This window comes from Marinobacter sp. H13 (genome assembly GCF_059072335.1).
On the sequence record NZ_JCACRU010000001.1, the window covers coordinates 2,946,287 to 2,972,114 of the forward strand.

Here is a 25,828-nt window from a genome sequence, read left to right on the forward strand (position 1 = left end):
ATCCCGTTTTCAGGGTTGCGGCCCGTAATGGCCACGGATACACTCTTGCCCGATCTTAATGTTCGCCTGTTCAAACGTCCTCAAGGCAGTGAATGAAAGGATTGATCCAGCGAGTGTCGCAAGCCAGTGTTACCGTGGACGGTGAGCAGATAGCCTCGATCGACACAGGCCTTTTGCTGTTGCTGGGTGTGGAAAAGGGAGATAGCGAGCACGAGGCAAGGGAGCTTTGCCGAAAAATCCTCACTTATCGTGTGTTTCCCGATGAGACTGGCCGGATGAATCGTAGCCTGCTGGATATCGGTGGTTCCCTTCTTGTTGTTTCCCAGTTTACTTTGGCGGCGGATACGTCCTCCGGAACCAGGCCGGGCTTCTCTCTTGCAGCGGGGCCGGATGCCGCCAACACGCTGTATGAACGGTTTGTGGTAGAAGCACGTTCCGGTTTGGGGCCGGAAAAGGTGGGTGAGGGCAGATTTGGCGCAGATATGAAGGTCGGGTTGGTGAATGACGGGCCCGTCACGTTCATGCTCGAGACTCGATAACAGAGTGTATAAGTATTTGCGCTATTGTAGTGCGCGGGTGGTCATGCCGGCCTTTAATGGTGCGGAAATGTCCTCGGAGTCGTTGCGATCCAAGGGTTTTTTCAGTCTAAGTTTTGTTGATAAGGGGTTTGTTAAAATCTGGCCTCGGATTTGATATGCAACTGTAACGCAGCTCACGAGCACAAAATTGCATAAATGATTGCGTTTCTGGTGCCAAAAGAGCTAAAAACGCACTGCAGTTAATTTGCAAAATGAGAATGATTGTATTAAAGCATTTTCATCATCCAGAACTTTAAGAAAGTTCGATAAGTGATTGAGCTGTATAGATCTGGAATCTGCAAGATTTATTCGAAAAAGAAGAAAAGTTACTCCTTTGTCATAAAACTGACATAGGGTGATGCAGAATCGGCCTCATCCAGCCTGACTGGTGAAGCCTTACAAAATCGGGATAAGAACCCGTCGCTAAAACCTGAGTTAACTCAAAAAGGAAGGCGCAACATGAAAAAAACGCTCCTCGCATCTGCTATCGCAGTCGCAACGTTCTCTGGCTCCGCGCTGGCCCAGGAAACCATGTCTGCTTCCGAGCTGGCAGCCAAAATGGATTCCATGCCGACCGTGTAAGGTAACATCCAGTACGTTCTGTACCATGACAGCGTCAAAGGCGGAAGCTCTGAAGTTGAGCACGCTGACAACGGTTCCACCATCGGTGTTTAGCACGACCACGAATTCGCCCCTGGCTGACGACGCCAACGACACTGAAACTTCTACCGTAACCTTCCAGGCTCTGCACAACCTGTCTGACCACATGTATGTGTACTTCGAAGGCTACCTCGGTGGCGGTGACGACGGTGTATACGGCGTTGCTGACGAAAGCGAGCGTTCTATCGCTTCCGTTGGTGGTGTTTACTACTTCTGATCAGCCAATCGGCTAATCCTGTAGTATGAAAACCGGCGACCTCAGGGTCGCCGGTTTTTTGCGTTTATGAATCCCGAAAAATAAGGCATTGGCATGGCAACCGAACTGGAAATCAAGCTCAGTGTTTCTGAGGCCGCACAGGCACAGGCTTTAAAGTGGCTTTCCTCACTTCCTGAAGTCCGAGCTGGAAAAACCAAATCCCTGATCAATCACTATTTCGACACGCCCAATGCCGATCTGAATCGAGCCAAAGCTGCGCTGAGGGTTCGCAAAGCAGGTGATGACTATATCCAGACCCTGAAAACCCGGGGCGAATTCGTTGATGGCGCCCACCGACGCGAGGAGTGGGAGTGGCCTGTATCCAGTCCTGAACTGGCTTTGTCGTTACTGGAAGACACACCGCTGAATGCCGGGTTGGACCTCAGCCGGCTCCAGATTGTGTTTGAAACCAACTTTCAGCGCCAGGTGCTCTGGCTGGAAGAAGGGCAGACTTCCATTGAGATAGCAGTCGATTCCGGCACTGTGGCCGGCAATGATGCCAGGTGGCCGCTCCACGAGGTGGAGTTTGAGCTCAAGAGTGGGGACGACAGCAAGCTGGTGGCTTGGGCGCTCGAGCTGGCCAGGGAAGTGCCGGTTTTCCTGAATCTGGTCAGTAAGGCCGAGCAGGGCTATTTTCTGGCGGGCCTGTATCACCCGGAGCCGGCGCGTAAAAGCGAGGCGCTTTCCATTACCGAATTCCTTCAGGCCTTGAGTGTCTGTTGGTTGCTGGATCAGCCGTTTCCTGCACAGGAATACGACCTGTCGCGCGTCGCAAATGCGGCTGGCGCCGCAGGGTGCGGTGAACTCTGGGAGTGTGTGATGTCTGATCTGGCCACGGGCGCTGCAATTCGTGATCTCGCTGAAGGCTCCACGACGTTGGGTGTCCTCCAGTTACAGCTTGCCACTGCCGGTCAGTAATCGCCGGTTTCCTGATCCGCGGAATGGGCGCGCCACTGCTTCAGGAATGCCCGGTACCGCTCCAGTGCTTCCTGCACCACAGAGACCTCCGGTGTTTCAGAAGATTTAACCAGTACTATCAGCCCCTTGCCTTCGATTTCTTCGTTGGTTGGCGGATGACAGATAACCTCGTCATCTTCATCAATGTAGGCGAGAGCGGTGCCAATGCCATGGCGTACCAGAGCGCTTACGATGTCGGCCCAATTCAGGTCGTCCAGCTGCAAGTCATAACGATGAGGGTGGTCATGCTCGTAGTTGAACATATCTTCCAGCACTTTCTCGGAACCGGGTGCAACCACAGAACGAACCATAATCTCCGGGTATGTTCTCACTGGGCGGAGCACAATGCGCACTCCGAGGGATTTGAAGCGCCCACGGTTCTGGTCGTTTACACACTCGACAATGGTGCGATGGCCCAGATTGATTTCTGTGAGGCGGTGGGCAATATCGAACGTCAGGCTGTCTGAAAATGGGTCCGCTTCGTCTGCGGCCAGCACAATGATATGCCTCGCGCTGCCTGCATGGACGGCCTTCAGCGCCTCTGGATCAAAGCCTGCTCCGTGGTGATGCACCACCCCGATGTCCGAGAGCTCGGTGGGTAGCCCCATTGGAAACTTCCGGGTCAGAATCATGATTGGAATGGTTTCGTACCCTGGAATCTCCCGAATCTGGGAAGCAAATCTCATAAAATACTGGTCGCCGCCGTGCTGGGGCGTGTTAATGATGATGATGTGGTTATTCATTTTATAGATCCACCTTCCCGACAAAATACGTTCCCGGCGGTAGAACCGGTATTCGATATAGTCGCTGACGATCAGTGTCAGCAGCGTAATTGAGGAGATAAACATCAGCACAATGGTGCTGAACCGCCCGATCATCGTCTGGGGTGCGTAATCGCCATAGCCGACCGTTACCAGCGTGGTCATGGTCAGCCAGGCGGCTTCGAATAGTTCCAGGTCCTCGACCGCCCAGATGATCAGGACCTGCACCAATAGCAGTGTTCCCAGGATCGCAAAGAGGCGCTTCATCCGGCTCCGAATCATCCCGCCCATGGGCAGGTGAGTTTGCTGATGCTCCGGATTCAGTGGGCGGCGGTTTCGTTGCATCCGTGTCTGCGGCCTGTTCAGTTGCGGGTAAGTTCGTTATACAGTACCCGAAATATAACAGAGAGACAGGGGTTTGCATTATGTCCGAGCCATGGCACAGCCTTCCGAAACCGCTGGCGGATGATGTCGCCGGGTGCTGGGAATCAGTGTTCCCGGAAGGGGTTCCGGCCTGGTTGACCTCACCGGAGGGTATGGATGACACCTTAGTGGCTACGGCGATCTCCCGCAGTTTGTTCCTTCGCCAGACTCTGGAACGCCATGCCGATCAGGTAGAGGCATTGATGGCCTCTCGTTCGTTGTCTGAGCCAACCACTCCGGATTATCTGGAAAGTCGATGGCAAGAGTATCTCTCTGAAGTTGATGGTGAGCCTGGCCTGCACTCGGCCCTCAGACAATTCCGCATGGAGACCCAGTTCCGGATTATATGGCGGGATCTGATGCGATGGGCAGACCTGGCTGAGACCATGTCGGCGACGAGTGTATTTGCCGATATCTGTATTGATGGAGCGCTCAGCTGGCTATACCAGGACGCCTGCGAGCAATACGGTACGCCTCGAGGGGCTGACCCGGTAACCGGCCAGGAAACCGACCAGAAAATGGTGGTTCTGGGTATGGGTAAGCTGGGTGGTCGGGAGCTGAACGTCTCCTCGGACATTGATCTTATCTTTGCCTTTCCGAGCAAGGGGGAAACCGTTGGCGGGCGGCGCTCACTGGATAATCAGCAGTTCTTCGTTCGCCTTGGCCAGCGGCTGATCCAGGCTCTGGACCAGATTACGGCAGATGGTTTTGTGTTCCGGGTGGACATGCGTCTCCGGCCTTATGGCCAGAGTGGCGCGCTGGCGCTGAGTTTTGCTGCTCTGGAAACCTACTATCAGGACCAGGGGCGGGATTGGGAGCGGTACGCCATGGTCAAGGCCCGGGTGGTGGCGGGCGATCAAAGGGCGGGTCAGGTGCTCATGGAGACGCTGCGCCCCTTCGTGTACCGCAAGTACATCGATTTCAGCGCGTTCGAGTCCCTGCGTAGCATGAAGGCCATGATTGGCCGGGAGGTGCGCAGAAAGGGGCTCGAAAACAATATCAAGCTGGGTAGCGGCGGTATCCGAGAGATCGAGTTTGTGGTTCAGGCATTCCAGCTCATTCGCGGTGGCCGGGACAGGGAGCTTCAGCAGCGGGAGCTGCTGGTCATCCTGAAAGAGCTGGAAGAGCTCGAGCTGTTGCCGTCGCCGGTGGTTGGTGAGCTTCGCGACGCCTATGTGTTTCTCAGAAACCTGGAGCATGCGCTCCAGGGTATGGAAGACAAGCAAACCCAGTTGCTGCCGGAAGATGAGCTGTCCCGGGCACGGGTCGCCACAATTATGGATTTCGAGAACTGGCAGGCGTGCGAACAGTGCCTCAGAGAACACCGGGAGCGGGTCGCCACGCATTTTTCCAACATTATTACCACGGAAGATGACGAAGATGAGGGGCAGGGGGCCCTCGAAGAAGGGTGGTTCGAGCTCTGGCTTTCCGAAATGGAAGAGGCGGCCGCCGCCGACTGGCTCAAATCACGGGGCTATGAAGACCCCGGTGCTACGTTGGCGGAGCTGGCTGAACTTCGTGAAAACAGGACTGTTCAGAATCTACAGACCCAGGGGCGCCGGCGACTCAATCAGTTCATGCCCATGCTGCTTGAGGCGCTCACCCAGGTTGATAACCCGTCCGAGACCCTGTCCAGGGTGTTGCAGCTGGTGGAAGCCATACTGCGTCGCACGGCCTACATGGTGTTGCTGCTGGAAAATCCGGGCGCCTGTACCCAACTGGTGCGGTTGTGCAGTGAGAGCCCCTGGATTGCCAGGCAGCTGGCGGAAACACCGCTCCTGCTGGATGAGCTGTTGAACGCCGAGAGCCTGTACAGCCCACCCGCGAAAGCAGAATTGCAGGATGATTTGCGCCAGCAGATGCTTCGGATTCCGTTTGAGGATCTGGAAGAGCAGATGGAGTCACTGCGGCATTTCAAGAAAGCCCATATCCTGCGGGTAGCGGCGTCGGAGCTCAAAGGTACTCTGCCGTTGATGAAGGTCAGTGACTACCTCACCTGGATCGCCGAGGTTGTTCTGGATCATGTGGTGGACGTAGCCTTCGCCAACCTGGTCAGCCGCCACGGCTATCCGCGCCGGGAAGATGGCTCCGCCTGTGAAACCGATTTTGCCATCATTGGCTATGGCAAGCTGGGCGGGATCGAACTGGGCTATACCTCCGATCTTGACCTGGTGTTTGTGCACAAAGCTGATCCGGAGCTGGCCACCGACGGTGAAAAGCCCATCGACAATGCGGTTTTTTACACGCGGCTTGGGCAAAGGATCGTCCACATCCTCAACACCCAGACGCCCTCGGGGCAGCTTTATGAGGTTGATATGCGCTTGAGGCCGTCCGGTAACTCCGGGCTGCTGGTCAGTACTCTGCAGGCCTTCGAAAAATATCAGCGCGAGGACGCCTGGACCTGGGAGCATCAGGCGCTTGCCCGGGCCCGGGGTGTTGCCGGATGCACGGAGACCCTTGAAGCTTTTGAATCCATACGCCACGAGATCCTTTGTCAGCCCCGTGACCGTGAGAAACTCCGGAACGAAGTGGTCGAAATGCGGGAGAAGATGCGGGCCAGTCTGGCCACGCCGGAAAGCCGGCAGGACGAGGTGTTTCATATCAAGCATGATACCGGCGGCATCGTTGATATCGAGTTTATCGTCCAGTACCTGATGCTGGCGTGGTCCGCTGAGCACCCGGAGCTGACCCAGTGGTCCGATAACATTCGCCAGATGGAGGAGCTGGGGCGCGCCGGGGTGATGGCTGTGGAAGATGCCGAAAAACTCAGGGAAACCTTCATCGCCCTTCGCTCCACCATCCACCGACGGGCGCTCCAGAACCTCAATAGCCAGGTCGATGGCGATGCCTTCACAGAGGAGCGTGACTACATCCGTGCCATGTGGAAAAAAGTGATGATTGAGGCCTGAGGCAAATTCAATTCCGGCAGATTTTCCTGCTAGAATGCCGGTTCCCTCGAAAAACGCTTTTTTAGGAGCAATGAAGAATGTCGATGGCTGATCGCGATGGCGTTATCTGGATGGATGGTGAGATGGTTCCCTGGCGGGATGCCAAGACCCACGTCCTTACTCACACCCTGCATTACGGCCTGGGCTGTTTTGAAGGTGTGCGGGCCTACAACACCGCGAATGGCCCGGCCATTTTCCGCCTGAAAGAGCACACGGATCGTCTTTTCCGTTCCGCCCACATTCTGAACATGAAAATGCCGTTCAGCAAGGACGAGATCAACGAGGCCCAGCGTGCGGCGGTTCGGGAAAACAATCTTGACGAAGCCTACCTCCGCCCAATGGCGTTTCTCGGTTCCGAGGGTATGGGGCTCAGGGCTGATAACCTAAAGGTGCACGTAATGGTTGCGGCCTGGAGCTGGCCTTCCTACATGTCACCGGAAGCGAAGGAAATGGGGATCAAGGTGCGCACGTCCTCCTACACGCGCCACCACGTCAATATCACCATGTGCAAGGCCAAGGCGAACGGCAACTACATTAACTCGATGCTGGCCCTGAACGAGGCCATTTCCGGTGGTGCCGAGGAAGCCCTGCTGCTGGACAACGAAGGTTACGTTGCCGAAGGCTCCGGAGAAAACATTTTCATCATGCGTGATGGTGTGCTGCATACGCCTGAACTCACCTCCTGCCTGGAGGGTATTACCCGTGCCACGATCATGGATTTTGCGCGTGAGCTCAACATTCCGATCAAGGAGCGCCGGATTACCCGCGATGAGGTCTACATCGCCGATGAAGCCTTCTTCACAGGCACAGCGGCCGAGGTGCTGCCGATCCGCGAACTGGATGGCCGTGTGATCGGTGCCGGCAAGCGTGGCCCGGTGACCGAGAAGCTCCAGGCTATGTACTTTGATGCAGTCAAGGGTAAGCTGGCTGAGCACAGCGGTTGGCTGACCCACGTAAAAGGCTGATTCCAGAATAATCGCAGGCCGCCGTTTGCTGTTTCAGCCCGGCGGCTTTGTTGTTTAACACACCCTGTTTACTGGCGGGACGAGCAAATGGCAGACGTTATCAAGGTACCGGTATCTTTTGGCGAGGTGCTGGACAAAATCACCATTCTCGAAATCAAGTCCGAGCGCATCAAGGATGAAACCAAGGTCAAGAATGTCCGGCTTGAGCTTGATGAGCTGAGCGCTACCTGGGACGAGGCAGTAAAGGACAAGGCTGCTGAAATCGCCGATCTCCGCAAGCAGCTGAAAGCGGTCAACGAAGAGCTGTGGGTGATTGAAGACGATATTCGGGATCAGGAAGCCGCCCAGGACTTTGGCGCGAGATTTATTGAGCTGGCACGCGCTGTATACGTCACCAATGACAAGCGCGCTGCGATCAAAAAAGAGGTCAACCTGGCCCTGGGGTCTCGTTTCGTGGAAGAGAAGTCCTACCAGGACTACACCGCACGGAAGTGAAATTTTGGGTCAGATGAACGCTTTCATCTGACCCCGCTTTCAGCTTTGGCCACCGGGTTCACTTCAACCCAACGATCCAGCATATTCGTGGCATCTGCAACCGTGATCAGGTCCATCGCCCCCTCGAACTCTGCTTTCGCCCCCCACCGGGCCTGTTCCACCGTTTTGCCGGTAAACTTCTCCAGTGCTTCAGGATACCGGTTCACACACCAGTCCAGAGAATTATAGGGCCCGGAGCGGTAAGGATTGCTTGCGGCAAACAACCCAAGGACATCGGTGCCCACCGCACTGGCGATATGTGCCGGCCCAGTATCGGGCGCTACCACGAGGTCGGCATGGGTCATTAACGCTGTCAGTTGCTTCAGGGTGTCCTTGCCGCAGATGTTGTGCGCTTTTTCCTTCATTGCGGCTTCGATGGCGGCGCAGTACTCTGCCTCGAACGGGGCGGGGCTGCCCACCAGAATCACCTTCATGCCGTGCTTCTGAATTGCGTGATCGGCCAGCTGTGCGTAACGCTCAGCGGGCCAGTTACGCAGTGTGTGGCTGGCACACGGACTTATTACAAGGTTTTTGCGGTCATTAGCCAGTTGCTCACGCGCAAACTCATGGTCTGAATCCTTCAACGGAATCTGCCAGCGCGGCGGCGCGGCCTTGAGGTCCAAAGGTTCGAGGAAGCTGGCAAGGCAGTCTCGCACGTGCTGCTTCGGTGCCGGTTTGATCCGGTGGTTGATAAACAGGCTGTGAAGATCCTTGCTGCGGGCCTTGTCATAGCCAATCCTGACTCTGGCCGGAATGCAGGCAGCGGCGAGGTTGGCTCGGAAAGCCACCTGCATGTGAAGCAGCGCGTCAAACTTGCGCCCCGTCATTTGTCTGCGAAGCTCAGCGTAGCCTTTGCGACCGGCCTTTTTGTCGAAAATAATGAATTCAACGCCGGGCAGATCGCCAACCAGCTTGGCTTCGATCTTGCCGATAACCCAGGTGATCTTCACGCCGGGAAGCTGCTCCTGGAGGCTCAGCACGACAGGTGTTACGTGAGTCACGTCGCCGATGGCGGACAGGCGAAGAATGCAGATGGAGTTCATCAGATATTGATCCGGTTCAGGTTGTGGCCTGGTGCTGTGGAGCTTTGTCGGCAATCATTGGTAAACTGGCCGCCATTCTAACTTACTCGCGCGTTTCCGTCCCGGCGTGAGTGGGTAGTACGTGCCTTCTTTCAATTTCGGTGACCGGGGACCCAGCATGGTGGAGTCTGAAATCTGTATCCGGGAAAGGTCTTCGGCAATGCTGATTCACCCGGATTACGAGGGCAGGGTTACCGAGGACTGGTTCAATTCCGCCTCTTGGGGCAATCAAGCCCGCCCGGTAAGCAGCGGGGGCCGCGGCGGCGCCTGGTTTTTGCAGGCCGGAGAGGACAGACTGGTGCTTCGAGAATATCGCCGGGGCGGGTTGATGGCGAAATTTGCGCGATACGCCTATGCCTTCACCGGCGAGGAGCATGTGCGGTCCTTTGCAGAGTTCCGGTTGCTCAACAAACTGGTTAGCCAGGGGCTTCCCGTACCCTGTCCTGTTGCGGCCTGGTATCGCAAACTGTCGCCAATTCAGTACCGGGCCGCCATCATCATTGAACGGTTGGAGAATACCACGCCCCTGGCTGACCTTATCTCGGAGCTGGACAATGAGGCGTGGACGTCCATTGGAGAAACCATTCGTCGATTTCACGACGCCGGCGTCATGCATGCGGACCTGAACTGCTTCAATGTACTGGTCCGGGGCAACGAATACTTTCTGATTGATTTCGACAAGAGCAGGTTGATGACTGGCAGTGCCCCGGCGCGCTGGAAAGAGGCCAATCTTGATCGCTTCTCGCGGTCGCTGGTAAAGGTGGCCGGAGAAGACGCACGGGCAAAAGCCTGGAGTTATTTCATGAACGGATACAACAGGGGAATGGCCACTTGACCAATCCACAACAGGGCGGATCGCTTCCGTCGATACTTTGTCTTACGGATGCCTGTGATCGTCCGGAGACTGAACTCTTTATCGGGCTCAGAAAGGCCGGGTTCGACGTCGACGTCATGTGTAACCCCAAGGGCCGGAACTATCAGCGTCTTGTCGACGAGGGCATGGTTGCCTGCCCCATGGCCTTGAAGAACCGCTTTGACAAAGAGGGCACCGAGTCCATCCGCCAACAACTGGCCAAGAAAAACTACGAGGTCATACATGCCTATAATCCCCGGGCCCTGGCCTGCGGATTACGGGCTTCCCGGGGCACGGATATCAAGATCGTCGCCTATCGTGGTGTGATCGGTAACATCAGTTTTCTCAATCCGGAATCCTGGATTACCTTCCTGCATCCTCGCGTCAGCAAGATTGTCTGTGTCGCTGATGCCATCAAGGATTACCTGGCCAGCCTCCGGTTTCTGTGGATGCACATTCCTGAACGGAAGCTTCAGAGAATCTACAAAGGGCACGACCTGGACTGGTATCAATCGCCCAAGGCCGACCTGACACAGTTTGGTGTTCCGGAAGATGCCTTCGTGGTGTGCTGCACCGGGAGAAATACCCCGAGAAAAGGCTTCGATGACCTGATTGAAGCGATCGATAATCTGCCTGAGGATGTAGATATACATTTGCTGCTGGTGGGAGACGTTATTGATAACGAAGAGATTCAGGCGCAGGCCGCTGCCACTTCTCACCCCGAGCGGATTCACTTTACAGGTTACCGCAACGATGCGCCGGCCATAGCGGCGGCCAGTGATGTGTTTGTGCTTCCCTCGAAGGAAAGGGAAGGACTGCCCCGTGCCGTCATCGAGGCGATGGTCTACGGAGTGACGCCGGTAGTGACCAGTGTTGGCGGTATGCCGGAGCTGGTGGAAGATGGCGTCAGCGGTATTGTGGTTGAACCGAAAAATGCTCCCGGGCTTTCAGCGGCTATTGAGCGGCTTTACCGCGATCGTGAATTGGCGGCCTCTCTTGGGCAGGCTGCGAGGCAACGGATAGCCCGGAATTTTCACACCTCACAGACCGTCACTGAGACGGGTGAGCTATACAAATCGCTGACGGGCAGGGCTTGAATGCGCCGGTACCTGTTTTTTGTAAACCAACCCTATTCCTATTCAATACTGCGACCGCTGCAGGAAGAGATACGGCGCCGGGGCGATGAGGCTGCCTGGTTCGTCGCCGGGTGCTCAACGGCTCCACTTCAGGCCGATGAGCGCCGTCTCGTTTCCGTAAAAGAGGTCATGGACTACAACGCGGATGCGACCTTCGTTCCCGGTGATTGGGTGCCTTACTTTTTTCCCGGAATCAAGGTTGAGGTATTCCATGGCATGGCGCGCAACAAACGGGGCCATAGCAGCGAAGATGAAAGCGACCATTACCGAATTCGGGGATGGTTTGATCTTTACTGTACGCATGCCCTTAAAGACACGGAAAAGTTCCGTGAACTGGCCGAGCGGTACCAGCATTTCGGGGTTGCTCACACAGGCTGGCCAAAGCTCGATTCATTGCTGTCGCGGAATGAAATCGGGAAGAGAAACCGCCTGGAAAATGAGTTGCCGGTTGTTTTTTACGCTTCAACGTTCAGCCGGTCCGTTACGTCAGCTCCGGATCTGGTGGAGAAGATCGGCGAGCTCTCCAGAAGTGGTCGCTGGAAGTTCATTGTAACGCTTCATCCGAAGATGGATCCGGCGGTTGTGGATCAGTATCGCAATCTGAGCGGCGAGAACCTTCGCTTTGTCGAAAGCGATGAAGATCTGCTGCCTCTGCTGCCGCAGGCTGATGTGATGCTCTGCGACACCTCGTCCATCATGTTCGAGTTCATGTTCCTGGATCGCCCGGTGGTCACATTCAGAACCAAAATGCCGGGGCCTTATCTGATCGATGTCCAGGAAGTGGCGGGCGTTGAGAAAGCTCTGGAAGAGGCGGTGCAGTATCCCGATCCGCTGATGACAGAAACGCGAGCTCTTTGCGACCAGTTGCACAGTTTCCGGGATGGTCGTTCCAGCAAGCGGGTTCTTGATGCGGTCGAGGATTTCCTGATCAACAAGCGTAGCCAACTCAAGCCAAAGCCGATAAACCTGTTGCGCAAACTGAAAGTCCGGCGCCGGTTGCGGAAGGAACTTGCACGCATGGCACCGGAAAGCTCAGGGTAGACCAAGTGAAGATCCCGACTAGGAAGCGAACGATTTGATCAGCGCCGCAAGCCCAACCAATGTCTTTGTTGCGAGTACGCCCCTGCAACTGATCAATTGCTCCGAGGCTCGTTACCTCTATGGCTGCAGCGCTGAAACAACACTTCTTGTCATTGCCAGGCCTGATAACCGGGAGACCGAGGAACAGATGGCCTTCCTGGCCGAGGCTCTTGGCTGGCAAGGCATTGAAACTATCTATCTGAAAAAAAGTTCCTTTTACCTTCGTCTGGGTGCGGTTGCCAAGAGCCTTTCACGACGCCACATTGAACGGCTATTTATCGGGAACAAATCCAGTTGGATCCACGAAGTATTTTATCGGGGGTTCGATAGCGAGCAGCTGATTTTCGTGGATGACGGCCTGGCGACAGTGACGTACTACCATGCCATTCACGACGAGGGTATTGCCTCCCGGATTTCACCAGCAAAAAAACGGCTTCTGAGAACCATGGGAATCCGGATTCATCGCGTGGTTCCGGAGGTGATCGCTTTCTTCAAGTTTTTTTCCGCTACCGAGCTCAGAGCTTGTTCAGGTACAGGTTCATGATTTTCCGGTGTTTCGCAGCACCTTCAAAACCTCTGACCGTGATAATACTCAGGCCCCTGTGGTCGGTTTTCTTGGACAGCCCTTTGGTGGTGAGGATCGGCCTCAGCAATTGACACTGCAGATTCAGCACGTGGTGGAACGTCATCCTAATAGCCGCGTGGTGTACTTCATGCACCGAAAGGAAAGCCGGGAAGAGTTGGAGGCTTTGCTGGCAGAATTTCCGCTCGAGATACGGCAGGCCGGTCGTCCGATCGAGGTCGAAGTGGCTCTGTCCGGGGAAATCTATCTCGCTTTCTACAGCTTTGCTTCAACCGCTCTGTTTACCCTGAAAAAGATATTCCCGGAAATCCGGGTGTTCCAGATCGATGATGCCGCTCTGGGCGCCCGGCTCCCTTACTATGACGAATTAAGGCGTATGTTCGGGAGCGTCGGCGTGGAAACGACGCTCCTTCGGGGGTCACGACTTTTCAAAGCGGGCCGGCCGGTCCAGAGTCCATAACCCGGCATACTTGTTGAAAGTCACCTGTGCGTACGTCACAGCGGTAAGATAGCCCACAGCACCGTCCAGAAACCCGAACCGAATAAAGTACACCTGCACGAACGTCATCAGGCCCCGCAGGGTGGGGTAGATCATGGTGCGGGTCTTCTTGCCTTTGCGATGTTTCTCCAGTGAGCCAAGCCAGGCGTACTTGGCGCTTTTTTCCAGCGAGTGGCCGAAATCCCTGTGTGTATAGTGTGTCAGGCGGCCCCTCAGGGTTTTGATCTTGCGTCCGGACGGAATCAGTATCCGCTCGTGTACGAGGGCGTCCGAAAAGCTTACTCCCTCGCGACGGAACAGCCGGAGCGGGGCTCGGCCGCTGCGTCCGAAATCCAGGCGGCTGCCGTAAATCGTTACTGCCCAGGGAAGCTTGTAGGCGTCCGCGTCGGGATCGGCCAGGTGATCGTTGATCTCCCTTGCCAGCTCCGGTGTGACACGCTCATCGGCATCCAGTGACAGCACCCACTCTCCTGTCGCTTTCTCGAGAGCTCGCTGTTTCTGGATGCCAAAGCCAGGCCAGTCTGTGACTTCGACAACATCTGCCAGCTCTCTGGCCAGTTCCACCGTTCTGTCAGTACTGCCGCTATCCAGAACGATAATTTCGTCGGCAACCAGCCTTGCGGACTTCAAGCAGTCGGTGATGTGGTCTTCTTCGTTTTTCGTGATGATAGTGGCAGACACCTTGCGGGCCCTGTTTCGAACATAGGACGCACTCAACTCTGTAAACATGGCCGAGGCGATGGAGCTAACAGCCAGCAGATAGAAGGTGAGGAACAAAGTCCGATTGAAGGTGGCTTCGGTCAGGCCAAAGAAAAAGTATCCAAGGGATACCATGCAGCCAGCCGCCGCAAGGTGCGCCGTGGCTGCGTGGGGGCTGGACAGGTTTCTGCCAAAGATGGCCAGCGGAATGAAAATAAGCAGGGCCCAGCTGAGAATGCCGGGAATACCGCTTGTTGCGGCATTGTTCAGCAGATCGTTATGCGCATGCCCCGTGCAACAGTCCAGGAAATGCTCTGGCAGATTGCCCGCGGCAACTTCCGATTCTATGCGGTGGGTATAGCCACCAAGGCCAGCGCCCGACCAGGGGCTTTCTCTGAGCATATTCAGCGCCTGCCCCCAGACCTCCAGGCGAATTTCCATGCCGGAGTCCAGTTGGCCATCATGCAGCAGTCCATTGAGCGAGCTGGACATGCGGTCGCTGGTAATAATCGCGCCGGCGACGAGCATTGGCACAACAATCAATCCGGCAATTCGAAGTCTTTTACCGACTAGCGGTGTCAAAGCAATCAGAAGGAAGGGTAGAGCGACCAGATTGCTGCGGGTTTCCGACAACATGGAAATGAGAACGGCCGCCGTTCCACCGATAAAAAACAGTACCGCCAGGCCCCCCCGTTTTTCCCGGACAAAAAACATGGCAGCGACGATCGTCAACATGCCCCCCAGGAGGGCGAGATTGCCAAAGCTGATAGGGTTGATTCCACCGCCAAAACGGGAATTCAAGACCTGACCAAGCGCGCCCTGGCGGGCAGCAATGGTCACCAGAAAAATCCCGATGATAGACACGGCCACCAGTCCGATGGCGGCGAAAGTCGTGCGGGCGCCAATCCTTGCATAGCTGATGGCAACAATCAGGGGCCAGAACAGGATGAACCGGGCGTGCGTGCCAAGGGTTTTTCCACCCTCGTAATCAAACCCTTCAAGGGCCCAGGACAGAAAACTCACCAGCACGAAGAACCAGAAGGAAAAGTGAAGCAGCCTGAGCTCTTTGGGTTTGTCCCAGCCGTCTTTATACAAAGATTTGCGGGCACTGAGCACCATTCCGGCAATCGCAAGCAAGAGAGTCGCGCCGGCCAGGATGCTTGAGGACAGGAGCGCGCCGCCGAGCCCGATGATCAGCAGCGCATGAAAGGCGAGTCTGGGGTTCAACATACTCGGTCCGGATTATAGGGGTTGATTTCGCCGGGCGGCCGATGGCGCATACGCTTGTATTCCCATTGATACTGCTCGGGGATCTCTCGCACGCATTGCTCAATCGCCTGATTCATGGCACTGGTCGCGGCAACAGGATCCTTGTCACCGAGGCCCGGGCCGGTCTCACGTACAACGATCCGGAACCCGGAAGCGTCGGGCAGGCGCTCGGCATAAGTAATCAGCACGTTGGCACCGGTGCGCTGAATCAGCTTGGATACGAGAGTCATGGTTTTCACTTCCATGCCGAAGAAAGGCGCAAAGGCGTTGCCCTTTCCGCGGGGCGACTGGTCCGGCAGGATTCCGGCAACCCCGCCTTCCCGAAGAATCGAGGCGAGCCTGGCCAGGCCGCGGCGGTCGCCCCGGACCAGCTCCGAGCCAAGTCGCCCGCGTACCTTGATCATGTAGTCCTCGAACTCGGGCATATTCGGCGGACTATAGAGCGCTGCCATTTTGTAGCGTGAGGAAAAGAACAACCCGGCCAGCTCCCAGTTACCGAGGTGCGGCGCCAGGAGAATCAGGCCTTTGTCGCCGGCCATGGCCTCGTCGATAAGATCCAGGCCTTCGGTTTCCCGGATCAGGCCAAGGCATTTCTCCACCGGCCACTCCCACATCAAGGGCACCTCGAGCATGGTCATGCCGGTCTGGGCCAGGGATCTCTTTGACATAACCGCGCGTTCGGTGTCTGAAAGTTCGGGGAAGCAAATGGACAGGTTAATGTCGGTTACCTGGCGAGATTTGGTGGGCAATCGCCATACCAGATAACCGACGAAACGACCTACCCTCTGGGCACCGGCAAGGGATAGCCAGCCGGCAATCCTGAGCAGCCCGGCGATGATGAAATACTTGAGCTTGCTCATTTCCTACCGTACCGATCCTCGTAACGAACAATGTCGTCTTCACCCAGGTAAGAGCCGGACTGAACTTCGATCAGTTCCAGGTCGATGACGCCCGGATTCTCCAACGAGTGCACCTGACCAACCGGAATGTAGGTGGACTGGTTCTCGGTGACCAGGTAGGTTTTCTCGCCGTTGGTGACCCGGGCCGTGCCGCTTACCACGATCCAGTGCTCGGCGCGATGGTGATGCATCTGCACGGAGAGCTTGGCGCCGGGTTTCACAGTGATGCGTTTGACCTGATAGCGGGCACCGTTGTCGATGGAATCGTAGACGCCCCAGGGGCGGTAGACTTCCCGATGGTTCATGTGTTCGTGGCGGCCATCGGTTTTTATCCGTTCCACCACGGTTTTGACGTCCTGAACACTGTCTTTATGGGCGACCAGCAGGGCATCCTTGGTTTCGATAACCACCAGGTTGTCCACACCAACGGTGGCCACCAGCCGGCTATCGGCACGGATCAGCGTGTTGGCGGTGTTATGGGTGATCACGTCGCCGGTCAGGCTGTTGCCGGCCGCGTCCTTGTCACTGACTTCCCATAGCGCGGACCAGGAGCCAATATCGCTCCAGCCGGCATCCAGGGAAACCACGGCGGCCTTGTCGGTCTTCTCCATGACGGCGTAGTCCACCGAGTCTGACGGGCATTCGGCGAAGCGTTCGGCGTTGATTCGCGTGAAGTGCAGGTCATCGGCGGTGTCTGCGATGGCGGCACGGCACGCGGCCAGGATATCAGGGCGATGGGCTTCCAGCTCCTCGAGGTACTGACGGGCACCAAACAGGAACATTCCGCTGTTCCAGAGGTACTCTCCGGAATCGAGGTAACCATTGGCGGTCGCCTGGTCCGGCTTTTCGACAAACTTGTCCACCAGGTAGCTGTCAGGGCCCAGCTCGGTGCCACGATGAATGTAGCCGTAGCCAGTTTCAGGATGGTTCGGGACAATGCCGAAGGTGACCAGCTTCCCTTCCCGCGCCAGCGGAATGGCTTTCTTCACCCCTTCCTGAAAGGCGGTGACGTCCTTGATCAGGTGGTCGGCTGCCAGCACCAGCATCAGGGGATCATCGGCACCGTTTTCTGCAGCCTCGGTCAGCTGCAGCGCTGCCAAGGCAATCGCCGGCGCCGTATTCCGGCCACAGGGCTCCAGAATGATCCGCGTATCCTCGTGGCCGGATTGCCGCATTTGTTCCGCAGCCAGGAACCGGTGTTCCTCGTTGCAGATCAGAAGAGGGTTTGCTGCGTCCATGCCCTCAAGCCGCGCAACGGTGGCCTGCAACATCGACAGGGGGCCGTTGGTCAGTTTCAGGAACTGCTTCGGATTCAGCTGGCGCGACATCGGCCAAAGGCGTGAGCCGGTACCGCCAGCCATAATGACGGGGTGAATCATCTGTACACTCCGGGCTTGAGTTAAAGAATGCCAAGAAAAACATCAAAATCAGGCGAGCCATCTTATCATAAGGCAACCATGATATTGTTTTGACCAGTCCGTAAACTGATTGTCCGATACCAGGAATTTTGATGAAGCTACCGTTATCCGTTTATTACATCACCCAGGATGAAGAACTGCGATTGCCGGAATCCCTTGCAAAGGTTTCCGGCTGGGTTGATGAGATTATCGTAGTCGATTCCGGAAGTATTGACCGAACCCGTGACATTGTTGAAGCGGCGGGTGCCCGTTTTGTTCATAACGACTGGCAGGGGTTTGCCTGCCAGAAAGCCTTTGCTGCAAGCCTTTGTCGTAATGACTGGGTGCTGGACCTGGATGCGGATGAGGTGCTGTCGGACGAGCTTGTGGCCAACATCCAGGACCTGTTTTCAAAGCCGATTGACCCGGCCATTGCGGGATTCCGGATGCGCTGGGTGCTGTCCCAGCCGGATCCCCGGCATCCGTTCCGCCATGATAAATCGAAGAAGATCCTCAGGCTCTACAATCGTAACAAGGCAGTGATTGAGCCCGAAAAAGACAGCAACAATGACCGGCCGCAGGTGAAGGCTGGCCGGGTTGTGGATTTAAAGGGCGATGTGTTGCACCGCACGCTGATTTCTCTGGAGCAGATGGAGCGCAAGTACTGCCAGTTGTCGACGGAGCAGGCCCGCTTTATCGCCGCAAAGGGACGGCGAATTTCCAGCCCCCGCCTGTTTGCCGAGTTTCCCTTGAAGTTCCTGAAATATTACCTGCTTCACCGCCAGATCCTGAACGGTTGGTTTGGTCTGAGCGTTGCCATTACCGCAGCCAACAGGAATTTCATGCGCCTGGCCAAGGCTCGCGAGATGCAGATGCTATCCGAATTTGAGAGGGAAAATACACGCTAGCTCTCAGCCCAATACAGCGGACATCAGGTGCCTCGTTGCTCGCCCATTGCCCTCAGGTATAGCGCTTCCGTTTGCTCCGCCATGGCGTTGATCGTGAGAGTTTTACGGGCAAATGCTATTGCGGGCTGCTCACTCTGTTTCAGTGTCTCCAGATCAGCGAGCGCTCGCGCTATCAGTTCGGCAAGGTCCTGATCCCGGTGGCCTGCACTGAGAGACGTTTCTGGAAGAATATCCCGCGGTCCGGACACCGGAGTGGAGACCACGGGGCAACCATTGAGAAGGGACTCCGCCAGTACGTAGGGAAAGCCTTCCCGTTCGGAGCTGATCACCGTCAATTCGGCCCTGTCGTAGATGGGCGCCAGATTCTCCCGGAACCCTGCGAGGGTTACCGAGGTTTCCAGTTTCAACTGGCGAATCAAGTGCTCAAGCCGTGATCGCTGGCTGCCTTCGCCAAAAATGGTCAGATGGTAGCGATGTGCCGAATCGCCGAGCATGGCCCAGGCTCTGATCAGCGCATCAAAACCTTTGACGGATTCGAGTCGTCCGACGGCGATTACATTGGTGACTCCCGGCGGTAGCTCCGGGCCGTCGTCTGTTGTTGTTCGTTCGCTCCCGGAATCCACGCCGTTGTAGATAAGGTGTTTTCGGGGGTGTCGCAGAGTAGCCAGAATCCTGGGGCTTACGGCAATGATCTCGTCGAGGCGATCAAAGGCCTTATGGCTGGACTTGGTGCCGTGCACCGTGCCGATTCGCACCCGGGCAAGGCTTCCGGTTTTCGCCGCGAGCTGCGCAGCCTTGTTGCCCTGGGCGTGCAGAATATCAGGTGCTATTTCTCGAAGTCGCCGGCGGAGGGCAAGTTGGAGCCAGAGGTTCCGTCGCCCCAGTTGAACGGGCAGCGCATGAAAGTGGATGCCGGAATGGAATTTATCCCGGTAGTCTTTGTGAGCCACTACATGGACGCAATGCCCCCGTCTGGCCAGATCGGCCGCCAGATCGGCGGTGTGTTTTTCCATGCCGCCCCAGGTTGTGCCGGGCGTGGCAATCAGAAGGGCGATCGTTAACCGGGGCGGTGAGGTCATGATCGGCCTGCGGTATTCTGCAGCACCGTTTCGTAAACGGCCAGGCTCGCTTCTGTCTGTGCCTCCAGGCGGAATCGGTAGGGGATCTCAATGGCCGGAGGCCCGGCATCCAACATCCGGGAAACGGCCTGTGCGAACTCATCCACGTTATCCGGCGCCACCAGGCCTTCCCGGAAGCACGCCTGCAGTGTTTCCGCCGCCCCGCCACGATTATAGGCCACGACCGGTGTTCCCGAAGCGAGGGCTTCGGTCACTGTCCGGCCAAAGGGCTCGGGTTTGGTGCTCATGTGACAGACCACGTCGGAGAGCAGATACAGGTTGGTCATGTCATTTCGCTGGCCCAGGAAGCTGACCTTTTCGGTCAGGTCCAGGCGAGACCGCTCCTTCTCCAGTTCATCCAGGAAATGCTCTTTGCCGGGCTCCGCACCACCCACAATAATACCGTGGCAATCGGGCCGCTCCCGCACCAGTTTCGCCATCATGGCCAGGAAATCCAGTTGGCCTTTCCAGCGGGAAATCCGTCCGGGCATCATGATGATTTTCTTGCCGGCAAGCTGCGGATACTGACGGAACCAGCGGTCCAGCCATTGCTGGCTAAGTTCACGTTGGTGGAACGCATCCACATCGACACCACGCTGAATAACCGTCAGCTTCTCCGCCGGAACGGGGTAGTTGTTCATCACGTAGTCCCGCACACACTGGGACACAGCAATGATGTGATCGGCGCGGGTCATGATGGCGCTGTAGGGTGTTACCGAATACATGCCGTGGAATGTGGACACAACCGCCGGGCGTTCCCGTTTCGGGATGCTTTTCAGAGCCAGGAAGATAATCCAGGCGGGCATGCGCGAGCGGACATGAACGATGTCCGGCTTCAGTTCAAGAAGCAGTTTTCGCATCGGCAGGATTTGCCCGAAGGACGCCGGATTTTTCCGGTGAATCGGCATGAAAATATGCTTTGAACCCTGTCCCCGCAGTTGTTCCGCCATGGGTCCGCCCTTGGAGACGACAAAGGATTCGTGGCCGCGTTTGACGAGGTCTGCAGCGAACTCTACGGTACCTCTTTCTACACCGCCGCTGTACAGCGCTGGAAGTGCCTGAAGAATTCTCAAGGCTGGGCCCCCTTGGGCAGGCGTTGATTGGTTTTGTGGCTCTTTGGCAGTAACCCGTTTTCGATGACCCATAGGGCTGCGCGATTGGCTTCCCAGAGCGACTGGTTGTGGTCGGCCCTGCCGGCCATGACGCTGGCGTGATCCGTCCACTTGGCAACATAGCCGTCCCGGACCAGCCGTTCCACTCCGTCCACGACCCGGCTGCCGGGTCTCGCCGCCAACTCGAAAAGGCCCGTTGGCACTCCGGAGGTTGCCGCCTCGCAAACCATGGACATGCTGTCGGGAGTCACCCAGACCGCCCGTGAGGCGGAAAGTTGATGGCTTAGCCAATCCTCGTGGGTCTGCTGGGGGTGAACAACGGTGATCCGCACTCCGGCCATGTCGTCGAGGCGGTCCTGCAGGGGCTCCGGTGTTCGCCGTGAGGTGCTGATGGTCCAGCGCCAGTCAGGGTACTGACCGATCAGGTGGGATATCTGGCCCAGGACGACATCGTCGTCCCAGTCGAAGTGCGGCGAAGGCCCGCCTATGAGTAATAACGCTTCCCGTTTCTCGGTGATTCTGGCCAGGGGTGTGATGGTGTTCAGAACGCCTTCGGTTAACAGCACCCGCGGGCCTGGCTGCACGCGATCATGGGCTGGAATCAGGGCGCCGCTGACCAGAGACAGCGGAAACGCGGGCTTCATGATGACCAGCGTTCGGGTCCCGCGACGTTTTCGCAGCGCAAGCAGTAATCGATGCGTGCCGGACCCTGCCGCGACGACAAGATCGGGGCGAGGCAGTGACGCCTCCATACGTGGCGAAGAGGCCAGCAATGCCCGCCACAGAGGTACCTCTACGGTGGAGGCATCAACCCAGTAGGTGCTTGCTCCCGCCAGGACGCGAAGCCGGTTGCCAAGCCCCTTCAGCTGATTCCGGTGACCCGGCTTGTTGTCGGTCAGAAGCCACACCACCGGAGTGGATGCATCCTGCGTTCTGGGCTCGGGTTTGGCCATGGTGTTCCGGCATGTATTGCCGGCCTCCGTGTTGCCTGAGTTCGTTATTACCGGCGTTTGTAGAATCCCGGATCGTTCTCATCAGGGCGGGTCTTGAAGCGCCGGTGCATCCACAGATATTGATCCGGGGCGCGCCGCACTTCTCGCTCGATAGTCTGGTTGATCAATGTTGCATCCTGAAGATCGTCCCCGCTGGGAAAGCTCTCAAGGGCAGGATGGAAGTAGATGTCGTAACCCGGACCATCGTCACGTCGGAAATGACTGAACGGGACGACCTTGCAGCCGCTGCGCTCCGCGATCCTGGACGTAGCGGTAATCGTGCCCGCCGGTATTCCGAAGAAGGGCGCAAAGACAATATCCTTGCGGCCGTAATCCTGATCGGTGGCATACCAGACGGCCCGGTTTTTCTTAAGGCTGCGAAACAGGCCCCGGAGGTCCTTGGCGCCGAGCACGTTGCCATACCGGCGTTCACGGGCTCTCGTCATCACGGCGTTCATCAAAGGGTTGTTATGGTCCCGCTGCATCACGTCTGCTTCAATGAACTCGGTCACCAGGCTCCCGCCCAGATCCAGAGTGCTGTAATGGCCTCCCAGTAATAAAACGCCTTTGCCCTGCGCCAGAGCATGCTCGAAATGCTCAAGGCCATGGACCTGTGTGATGCCTGTCAGTTTGGCTGGATCGCGGAACCAGGCGATGCCAATTTCCAGCAAGCCAATACCATTGGCAATAAACGCTTTCCGAACCAGCGCAGATTGCTGAGCGGCCGTGAGTTCCGGGAAGCACAGCCGAATGTTCACCTCGGCGATGTGCCGACGTTCCCGGGCAAGGCGGAACGCCAGCAGTCCCGCCAGTTTGCCCAGCCACCACTGAACGCGTATTGGCAGCCGGGACACACACCACATCAAAAAGACTCCCAGCCAGGTGGGCCACCATCGGGGATGGCGGTAGGCCGAGTAATCCGTGTTTCGCGGTATTTTGCGGTATTTCGTTTTCACGTAAAGCCGGTCCTGCAAAGTCTGAATCGATTGATGGTGGCACAATGGCCCGAGCCATCAATCGGAAGCAAATCAATAGGTTTTGCGCTATGATAGCGCACTGTTTTGCCCGGAGTCCTGTGTGCTGCAATTTATCTATTCCCAGCTTATTAGGCTGATTCTGCCGTTCATTCTGCTGCGCCTGTGGTGGAACGGACGTCGAGCTCCGGAACTCAGGCGCAACTGGTACCAGCGCTTGGGCATTGTGCCCCGGGCTAGCGGCAGGGTTGTGTGGGTTCATGCTGTCTCGGTGGGTGAAACCATAGCGGCAGCGCCCATGGTTCGACGATTGCTGGCCCGGAACCCGGGTATCACCATCCTGATGACAGCCATGACCGACACCGGCCTGGCCCAGGCACGCAAGATGTTTGGTGATCAGGTGCAGTACGCCTACGCACCCTATGATACGCCGGGCGCCATCCGGCGTTTCCTGGATCGCGCCAGCCCGCGAATACTGGTCATCATGGAAACCGAAATCTGGCCGAACATGATTCGTCAGTGCCGGGCTCGCCGGGTTCCGGTGTTTTTGATCAACGCCCGCCTGTCAGAACGATCCGCCCGGGGCTATGAGCGTATTCGCGGCCTCGCAGCCCCAATCATGCGCAGTATCAGTTGGGTGGCGGCCCAGGCAGAGAAAGACGCCGAGAGGTTTCGGCGAATTGGCGTTGCGCCTGAGAAAGTGGCCGTAACGGGTAGTGTCAAATTTGACGTTGATATCCCTGAAGATGTGCGAGCTGCGGCTATGGCGCTCCGACAGGAGCTGGCGGGGCGGCCAGTCTGGATTGCCGGCAGCACCCACGGCAGCGAAAACGATCAACTGCTGGCGGCTCATGGAAAAGTTTTGGCAGAACATCCAGGCGCTCTGCTGATCCTGGTTCCGAGACACCCCGACCGCTTTGAGCCTGTGGCAGAAAAAGCGGTCAAGGAGGGGCTGACTCTGGCCCGTCGCTCCCTTGGAGAGGGCCCTGCCCAGGCCCAGGTGTATCTCGGGGATACCATGGGGGAGCTGATGATGCTTTACGGCGCCAGTGACCTGGCCTTTGTAGGCGGCTCACTGATCGAGCGCGGCGGCCACAACCCCCTCGAACCCGCCGGATGGGGTATTCCGGTGTTTTCAGGCCCGCATATCTTTAATTTCGAAACTATATACCAGAGCCTGCTGAATGACCGGGGCGTTAAACTGGTTACCGATGCAGATGATCTGGCCGCTCACGTGTCGTCTCTTTTTAGTGACGGTCAGGAACGTGAAGCGATTGGTCAGCGAGCCCTGGAAGTGGTGAACAAGAACCGCGGGGCGTTAGACAAGGTGGTTGATGGGATTATTGAGCGGGTGTGATACATCCGCCCAAAAGATGCGGGCGAGCCTTCGGGCCCGCCCTGGTGGTTACTGGGTAGGATCGTCCAAGGTTTTCTTCTCGTTGGCCAGCGCCTCGATGCCGGGTGCAGCGGCGCTCAGCCAGTTGTTCAGGTCGATCAGGTCCCGAGGGGTCAGGGTTCCGGCGGCCTGTTTGAGCTGAAGCGAGTTGATCAGGTAATCATAGCGGGCGTTGGCGTAATCTCTCAGGGCTACGTAGTAGGCCCGTTCCGCATCCAGTACTTCCACAATATTGCGCGTTCCAACCTCATAGCCGGCGCGGGTGGCGTCGAGGGCGCTGCGGCGAGAGATGATGGTCTGTTCCAGGGCGGAAGCGGTCTCTATATTGTTGTTGACCGTCAGGAACAGGCTCCGGGTATTCACCCGTACGTCCCGGCGCACCGTATTCAGGTCCTGTTCGGCGGCGGTGAGCAGCGAGCGCTGTTCCCGGACGCCGGCCTGGGTGCCGCCGCCCGTGTAGAACGGGATGGTCAGTGACAGTGAGACAATCGATTGGTTGCCTTCTTGCTGAGTAAAAAGGGCGTTCTCCAGACTGGTTTCCTGGTAGGAGGCGCTCAGCTCAAGAGTTGGTAAATGATCAGACTTTGCCGCTTTCAGGCTGGCTTCGCTGGCACTGAACTGTCTCTGGGCCGCCTGAATGGACCAGTTCTGCTCCACGGCGGTTGTTTCCCAGGAAGTTGGATCCATAGGCTCCGGGCGCCCGAGCGGAAAATTCTGCCTAAGATTTTCCAAGGAGTCCGGATATTCTCCGGTTAACCGGGCCAGTTGTTCTTTGGCCACATTGAGGTCGTTGTCGGCGGCGATGCGCTGGCTTCTGGCATCGTCGTAGCTGGCACGCGCCTCATAGACTTCGGTGATGGCAATGAGCCCCACGTCAAACCGTTCCTGGGCCTGTTCGTACTGGCGCTGGATGGCCGTTTCAGTTGCTTTGGCGGTTGTGACGGTGTCTTTGGCGCGCAAGACATCGAAGTAGGCGGTTGCTACATCAAGAATCAGCTGTTGCTGGGCCAGGTTGTACTGGGCCTCGGCCGCCTCGGTCTGGAACTGGCTGGCCTCATAGCTGAACCAGTCTTGAGCCCGGAACAGTGGCTGAGTCAGTTCGATTCCGTAGCGGTAGGTGCGATAACTGTCTCCCGAGAAGAGTTGCCGCGTCAGTTCATCGGCGTTTGCCCCCCCGGGTATATTCCTGGGCTCGAAACTTGTGTAGCTTGCTGACCCAACCGCCGAGATTTTGGGCAGCAGGGCGCTCTTGCTGACATCGCTGGTTGCCTGCTGTGCCTGGAACTGCGCCAGGGACGAGGCAATGTCGGAGTCATAGGACAGTGCCTTTTCATAGGTTTCCATCAGATCCAGAGAGAACGCAGGCTGGGCTGCGAGCAGGCTGATCAATCCTGGAAGTAAACGCTTATTCATTGCTTCTCCTGACAAACTATCTCCGGGTATCCCTGATCTGGATAGGGGGTTCGGAAGGCCTGTATTCAAGGTATGGGCCGGTGCCGACGGTGACCCAAAGGTATTGGTTGCTCATTATGGACAATAAACGCCTCCGCTTCTACACTTGCAGAGTTCACTCATTTTGTGAGCAGTTCGCGTCTTGACGGGGTGCTGATACACCGAAAACCGGTGGTTGGCTGAGATTGCAGTGCGGAACCCGCAACCTGATCCGGATAATGCCGGCGTAGGGATTAAGACCATTCAAAACGGGCTGGTTCCAGCCTCTTCCGTACCGGAAGGCCCGTCATACGCGAC

General features: G+C 56.9%; 24 protein-coding genes and 1 riboswitch. Of the genes, 14 read left to right on the forward strand and 10 right to left on the reverse strand.

What is annotated here, in order from left to right:
- Positions 1 to 92: 92 nt before the first annotated feature.
- The 4 genes from dtd (at position 93) to AC5JQH_RS13695 (ending at position 2,412) form a co-directional block, all read left to right on the forward strand.
- Positions 93 to 539 carry a D-aminoacyl-tRNA deacylase gene (gene dtd, locus AC5JQH_RS13680; protein ID WP_039881843.1) on the forward strand — a complete coding sequence of 149 codons (447 nt, stop codon included), beginning with the start codon at positions 93 to 95 and terminating at the stop codon, positions 537 to 539.
- A 498-nt stretch (positions 540 to 1,037) separates the two neighbouring features.
- Positions 1,038 to 1,160: a hypothetical protein gene (locus AC5JQH_RS13685; protein WP_008170889.1), complete on the forward strand. Its 123-nt coding sequence runs from the start codon at positions 1,038 to 1,040 to the stop codon at positions 1,158 to 1,160.
- A 25-nt stretch (positions 1,161 to 1,185) separates the two neighbouring features.
- Positions 1,186 to 1,455: a hypothetical protein gene (locus AC5JQH_RS13690; RefSeq protein ID WP_008170887.1), complete on the forward strand. Its 270-nt coding sequence runs from the start codon at positions 1,186 to 1,188 to the stop codon at positions 1,453 to 1,455.
- A gap of 93 nt (positions 1,456 to 1,548) precedes the next feature.
- Complete coding sequence (locus tag AC5JQH_RS13695) at positions 1,549 to 2,412, forward strand: CYTH domain-containing protein (protein WP_008170885.1); 864 nt, start codon at positions 1,549 to 1,551, stop codon at positions 2,410 to 2,412.
- Here AC5JQH_RS13695 and AC5JQH_RS13700 read toward each other — a convergent pair.
- Positions 2,406 to 3,557 (reverse strand): ion channel, encoded by a 1,152-nt coding sequence (locus AC5JQH_RS13700; protein ID WP_008170884.1) that lies wholly within the window; start codon positions 3,555 to 3,557, stop codon positions 2,406 to 2,408. The genes AC5JQH_RS13695 and AC5JQH_RS13700 overlap by 7 nt on opposite strands.
- 80 nt (positions 3,558 to 3,637) lie before the next feature.
- Between AC5JQH_RS13700 and glnE the strand changes: the two genes are divergently transcribed.
- From glnE to AC5JQH_RS13715, 3 genes are all read left to right on the forward strand, one after another.
- The gene (gene glnE, locus AC5JQH_RS13705) at positions 3,638 to 6,544 is read left to right on the forward strand and encodes a bifunctional [glutamate--ammonia ligase]-adenylyl-L-tyrosine phosphorylase/[glutamate--ammonia-ligase] adenylyltransferase (protein ID WP_008170882.1); all 2,907 of its coding nucleotides are present in this window, start codon (positions 3,638 to 3,640) and stop codon (positions 6,542 to 6,544) included.
- A 77-nt stretch (positions 6,545 to 6,621) separates the two neighbouring features.
- Complete coding sequence (locus AC5JQH_RS13710) at positions 6,622 to 7,548, forward strand: branched-chain amino acid transaminase (RefSeq protein WP_008170880.1); 927 nt, start codon at positions 6,622 to 6,624, stop codon at positions 7,546 to 7,548.
- An 87-nt stretch (positions 7,549 to 7,635) separates the two neighbouring features.
- On the forward strand, positions 7,636 to 8,043 hold the full coding sequence (locus AC5JQH_RS13715) for a DUF6165 family protein (protein ID WP_008170872.1): 408 nt from the start codon (positions 7,636 to 7,638) through the stop codon (positions 8,041 to 8,043).
- A 23-nt stretch (positions 8,044 to 8,066) separates the two neighbouring features.
- Here AC5JQH_RS13715 and AC5JQH_RS13720 read toward each other — a convergent pair whose 3' ends face one another.
- Positions 8,067 to 9,125, reverse strand: a complete 1,059-nt coding sequence (locus AC5JQH_RS13720; protein ID WP_288367199.1) for a glycosyltransferase family 9 protein — start codon at positions 9,123 to 9,125, stop codon at positions 8,067 to 8,069.
- Positions 9,126 to 9,282: 157 nt separating this feature from the next.
- On the opposite strand from AC5JQH_RS13720, the gene AC5JQH_RS13725 reads away from it, so the two are divergent.
- The 5 genes from AC5JQH_RS13725 to AC5JQH_RS13745 all read left to right on the forward strand — a co-directional run bounded on the left by AC5JQH_RS13725 (position 9,283) and on the right by AC5JQH_RS13745 (position 13,276).
- Positions 9,283 to 9,999 carry a 3-deoxy-D-manno-octulosonic acid kinase gene (locus tag AC5JQH_RS13725; protein WP_092032920.1) on the forward strand — a complete coding sequence of 239 codons (717 nt, stop codon included), beginning with the start codon at positions 9,283 to 9,285 and terminating at the stop codon, positions 9,997 to 9,999.
- Entirely contained in the window at positions 9,996 to 11,114 is a 1,119-nt protein-coding gene (locus AC5JQH_RS13730; RefSeq protein ID WP_493805686.1) for a glycosyltransferase family 4 protein, read from the forward strand. Before AC5JQH_RS13725 ends, AC5JQH_RS13730 begins: the two co-directional genes overlap by 4 nt.
- Entirely contained in the window at positions 11,115 to 12,194 is a 1,080-nt protein-coding gene (locus AC5JQH_RS13735) for a CDP-glycerol glycerophosphotransferase family protein (protein WP_493805687.1), read from the forward strand.
- Between the two features lie 34 nt (positions 12,195 to 12,228).
- Positions 12,229 to 12,777: a hypothetical protein gene (locus AC5JQH_RS13740; RefSeq protein ID WP_493791488.1), complete on the forward strand. Its 549-nt coding sequence runs from the start codon at positions 12,229 to 12,231 to the stop codon at positions 12,775 to 12,777.
- Between the two features lie 109 nt (positions 12,778 to 12,886).
- A complete protein-coding gene (locus tag AC5JQH_RS13745; RefSeq protein WP_493791487.1) occupies positions 12,887 to 13,276 on the forward strand; it encodes a hypothetical protein in 390 nt (129 codons plus the stop codon).
- Here AC5JQH_RS13745 and AC5JQH_RS13750 read toward each other — a convergent pair.
- From AC5JQH_RS13750 to AC5JQH_RS13760, 3 genes are read right to left on the reverse strand one after another with little or no spacing between them, the layout of a single operon-like run.
- Complete coding sequence (locus tag AC5JQH_RS13750) at positions 13,235 to 15,244, reverse strand: glycosyltransferase (protein ID WP_286803259.1); 2,010 nt, start codon at positions 15,242 to 15,244, stop codon at positions 13,235 to 13,237. The genes AC5JQH_RS13745 and AC5JQH_RS13750 overlap by 42 nt on opposite strands.
- Positions 15,238 to 16,143 carry a lysophospholipid acyltransferase family protein gene (locus AC5JQH_RS13755; RefSeq protein WP_008170855.1) on the reverse strand — a complete coding sequence of 302 codons (906 nt, stop codon included), beginning with the start codon at positions 16,141 to 16,143 and terminating at the stop codon, positions 15,238 to 15,240. Before AC5JQH_RS13755 ends, AC5JQH_RS13750 begins: the two co-directional genes overlap by 7 nt.
- Positions 16,140 to 17,561, reverse strand: coding sequence for a mannose-1-phosphate guanylyltransferase/mannose-6-phosphate isomerase (locus AC5JQH_RS13760; protein ID WP_053114337.1), 1,422 nt, complete (start codon positions 17,559 to 17,561; stop codon positions 16,140 to 16,142). The genes AC5JQH_RS13755 and AC5JQH_RS13760 overlap by 4 nt, the downstream gene beginning before the upstream one ends.
- Before the next feature lie 131 nt (positions 17,562 to 17,692).
- Here AC5JQH_RS13760 and AC5JQH_RS13765 point away from each other — a divergent pair, with 131 nt between their 5' ends.
- Positions 17,693 to 18,487 carry a glycosyltransferase family 2 protein gene (locus AC5JQH_RS13765; RefSeq protein WP_008170849.1) on the forward strand — a complete coding sequence of 265 codons (795 nt, stop codon included), beginning with the start codon at positions 17,693 to 17,695 and terminating at the stop codon, positions 18,485 to 18,487.
- A 23-nt stretch (positions 18,488 to 18,510) separates the two neighbouring features.
- Here the strand turns inward: AC5JQH_RS13765 and AC5JQH_RS13770 are convergent, their stop codons facing one another.
- The 4 genes from AC5JQH_RS13770 to lpxL are packed head-to-tail and all read right to left on the reverse strand — an operon-like array spanning position 18,511 to position 22,665.
- Positions 18,511 to 19,566, reverse strand: coding sequence for a glycosyltransferase (locus tag AC5JQH_RS13770; RefSeq protein ID WP_092032930.1), 1,056 nt, complete (start codon positions 19,564 to 19,566; stop codon positions 18,511 to 18,513).
- Positions 19,563 to 20,678 (reverse strand): glycosyltransferase family 4 protein, encoded by a 1,116-nt coding sequence (locus AC5JQH_RS13775; RefSeq protein WP_092032933.1) that lies wholly within the window; start codon positions 20,676 to 20,678, stop codon positions 19,563 to 19,565. Before AC5JQH_RS13775 ends, AC5JQH_RS13770 begins: the two co-directional genes overlap by 4 nt.
- Positions 20,675 to 21,670 carry a mitochondrial fission ELM1 family protein gene (locus AC5JQH_RS13780; protein WP_053114346.1) on the reverse strand — a complete coding sequence of 332 codons (996 nt, stop codon included), beginning with the start codon at positions 21,668 to 21,670 and terminating at the stop codon, positions 20,675 to 20,677. The genes AC5JQH_RS13775 and AC5JQH_RS13780 overlap by 4 nt, the downstream gene beginning before the upstream one ends.
- A 47-nt stretch (positions 21,671 to 21,717) precedes the next feature.
- Positions 21,718 to 22,665 (reverse strand): LpxL/LpxP family Kdo(2)-lipid IV(A) lauroyl/palmitoleoyl acyltransferase, encoded by a 948-nt coding sequence (lpxL, locus tag AC5JQH_RS13785; RefSeq protein ID WP_075267653.1) that lies wholly within the window; start codon positions 22,663 to 22,665, stop codon positions 21,718 to 21,720.
- Between the two features lie 121 nt (positions 22,666 to 22,786).
- On the opposite strand from lpxL, the gene waaA reads away from it, so the two are divergent.
- Positions 22,787 to 24,040 (forward strand): lipid IV(A) 3-deoxy-D-manno-octulosonic acid transferase, encoded by a 1,254-nt coding sequence (gene waaA / locus AC5JQH_RS13790; protein WP_053114348.1) that lies wholly within the window; start codon positions 22,787 to 22,789, stop codon positions 24,038 to 24,040.
- Positions 24,041 to 24,088: 48 nt separating this feature from the next.
- Here the strand turns inward: waaA and AC5JQH_RS13795 are convergent, their stop codons facing one another.
- Positions 24,089 to 25,492: a TolC family outer membrane protein gene (locus tag AC5JQH_RS13795; RefSeq protein ID WP_493805688.1), complete on the reverse strand. Its 1,404-nt coding sequence runs from the start codon at positions 25,490 to 25,492 to the stop codon at positions 24,089 to 24,091.
- Between the two features lie 175 nt (positions 25,493 to 25,667).
- Positions 25,668 to 25,781: riboswitch (TPP riboswitch) on the forward strand.
- Positions 25,782 to 25,828: the final 47 nt, after the last annotated feature.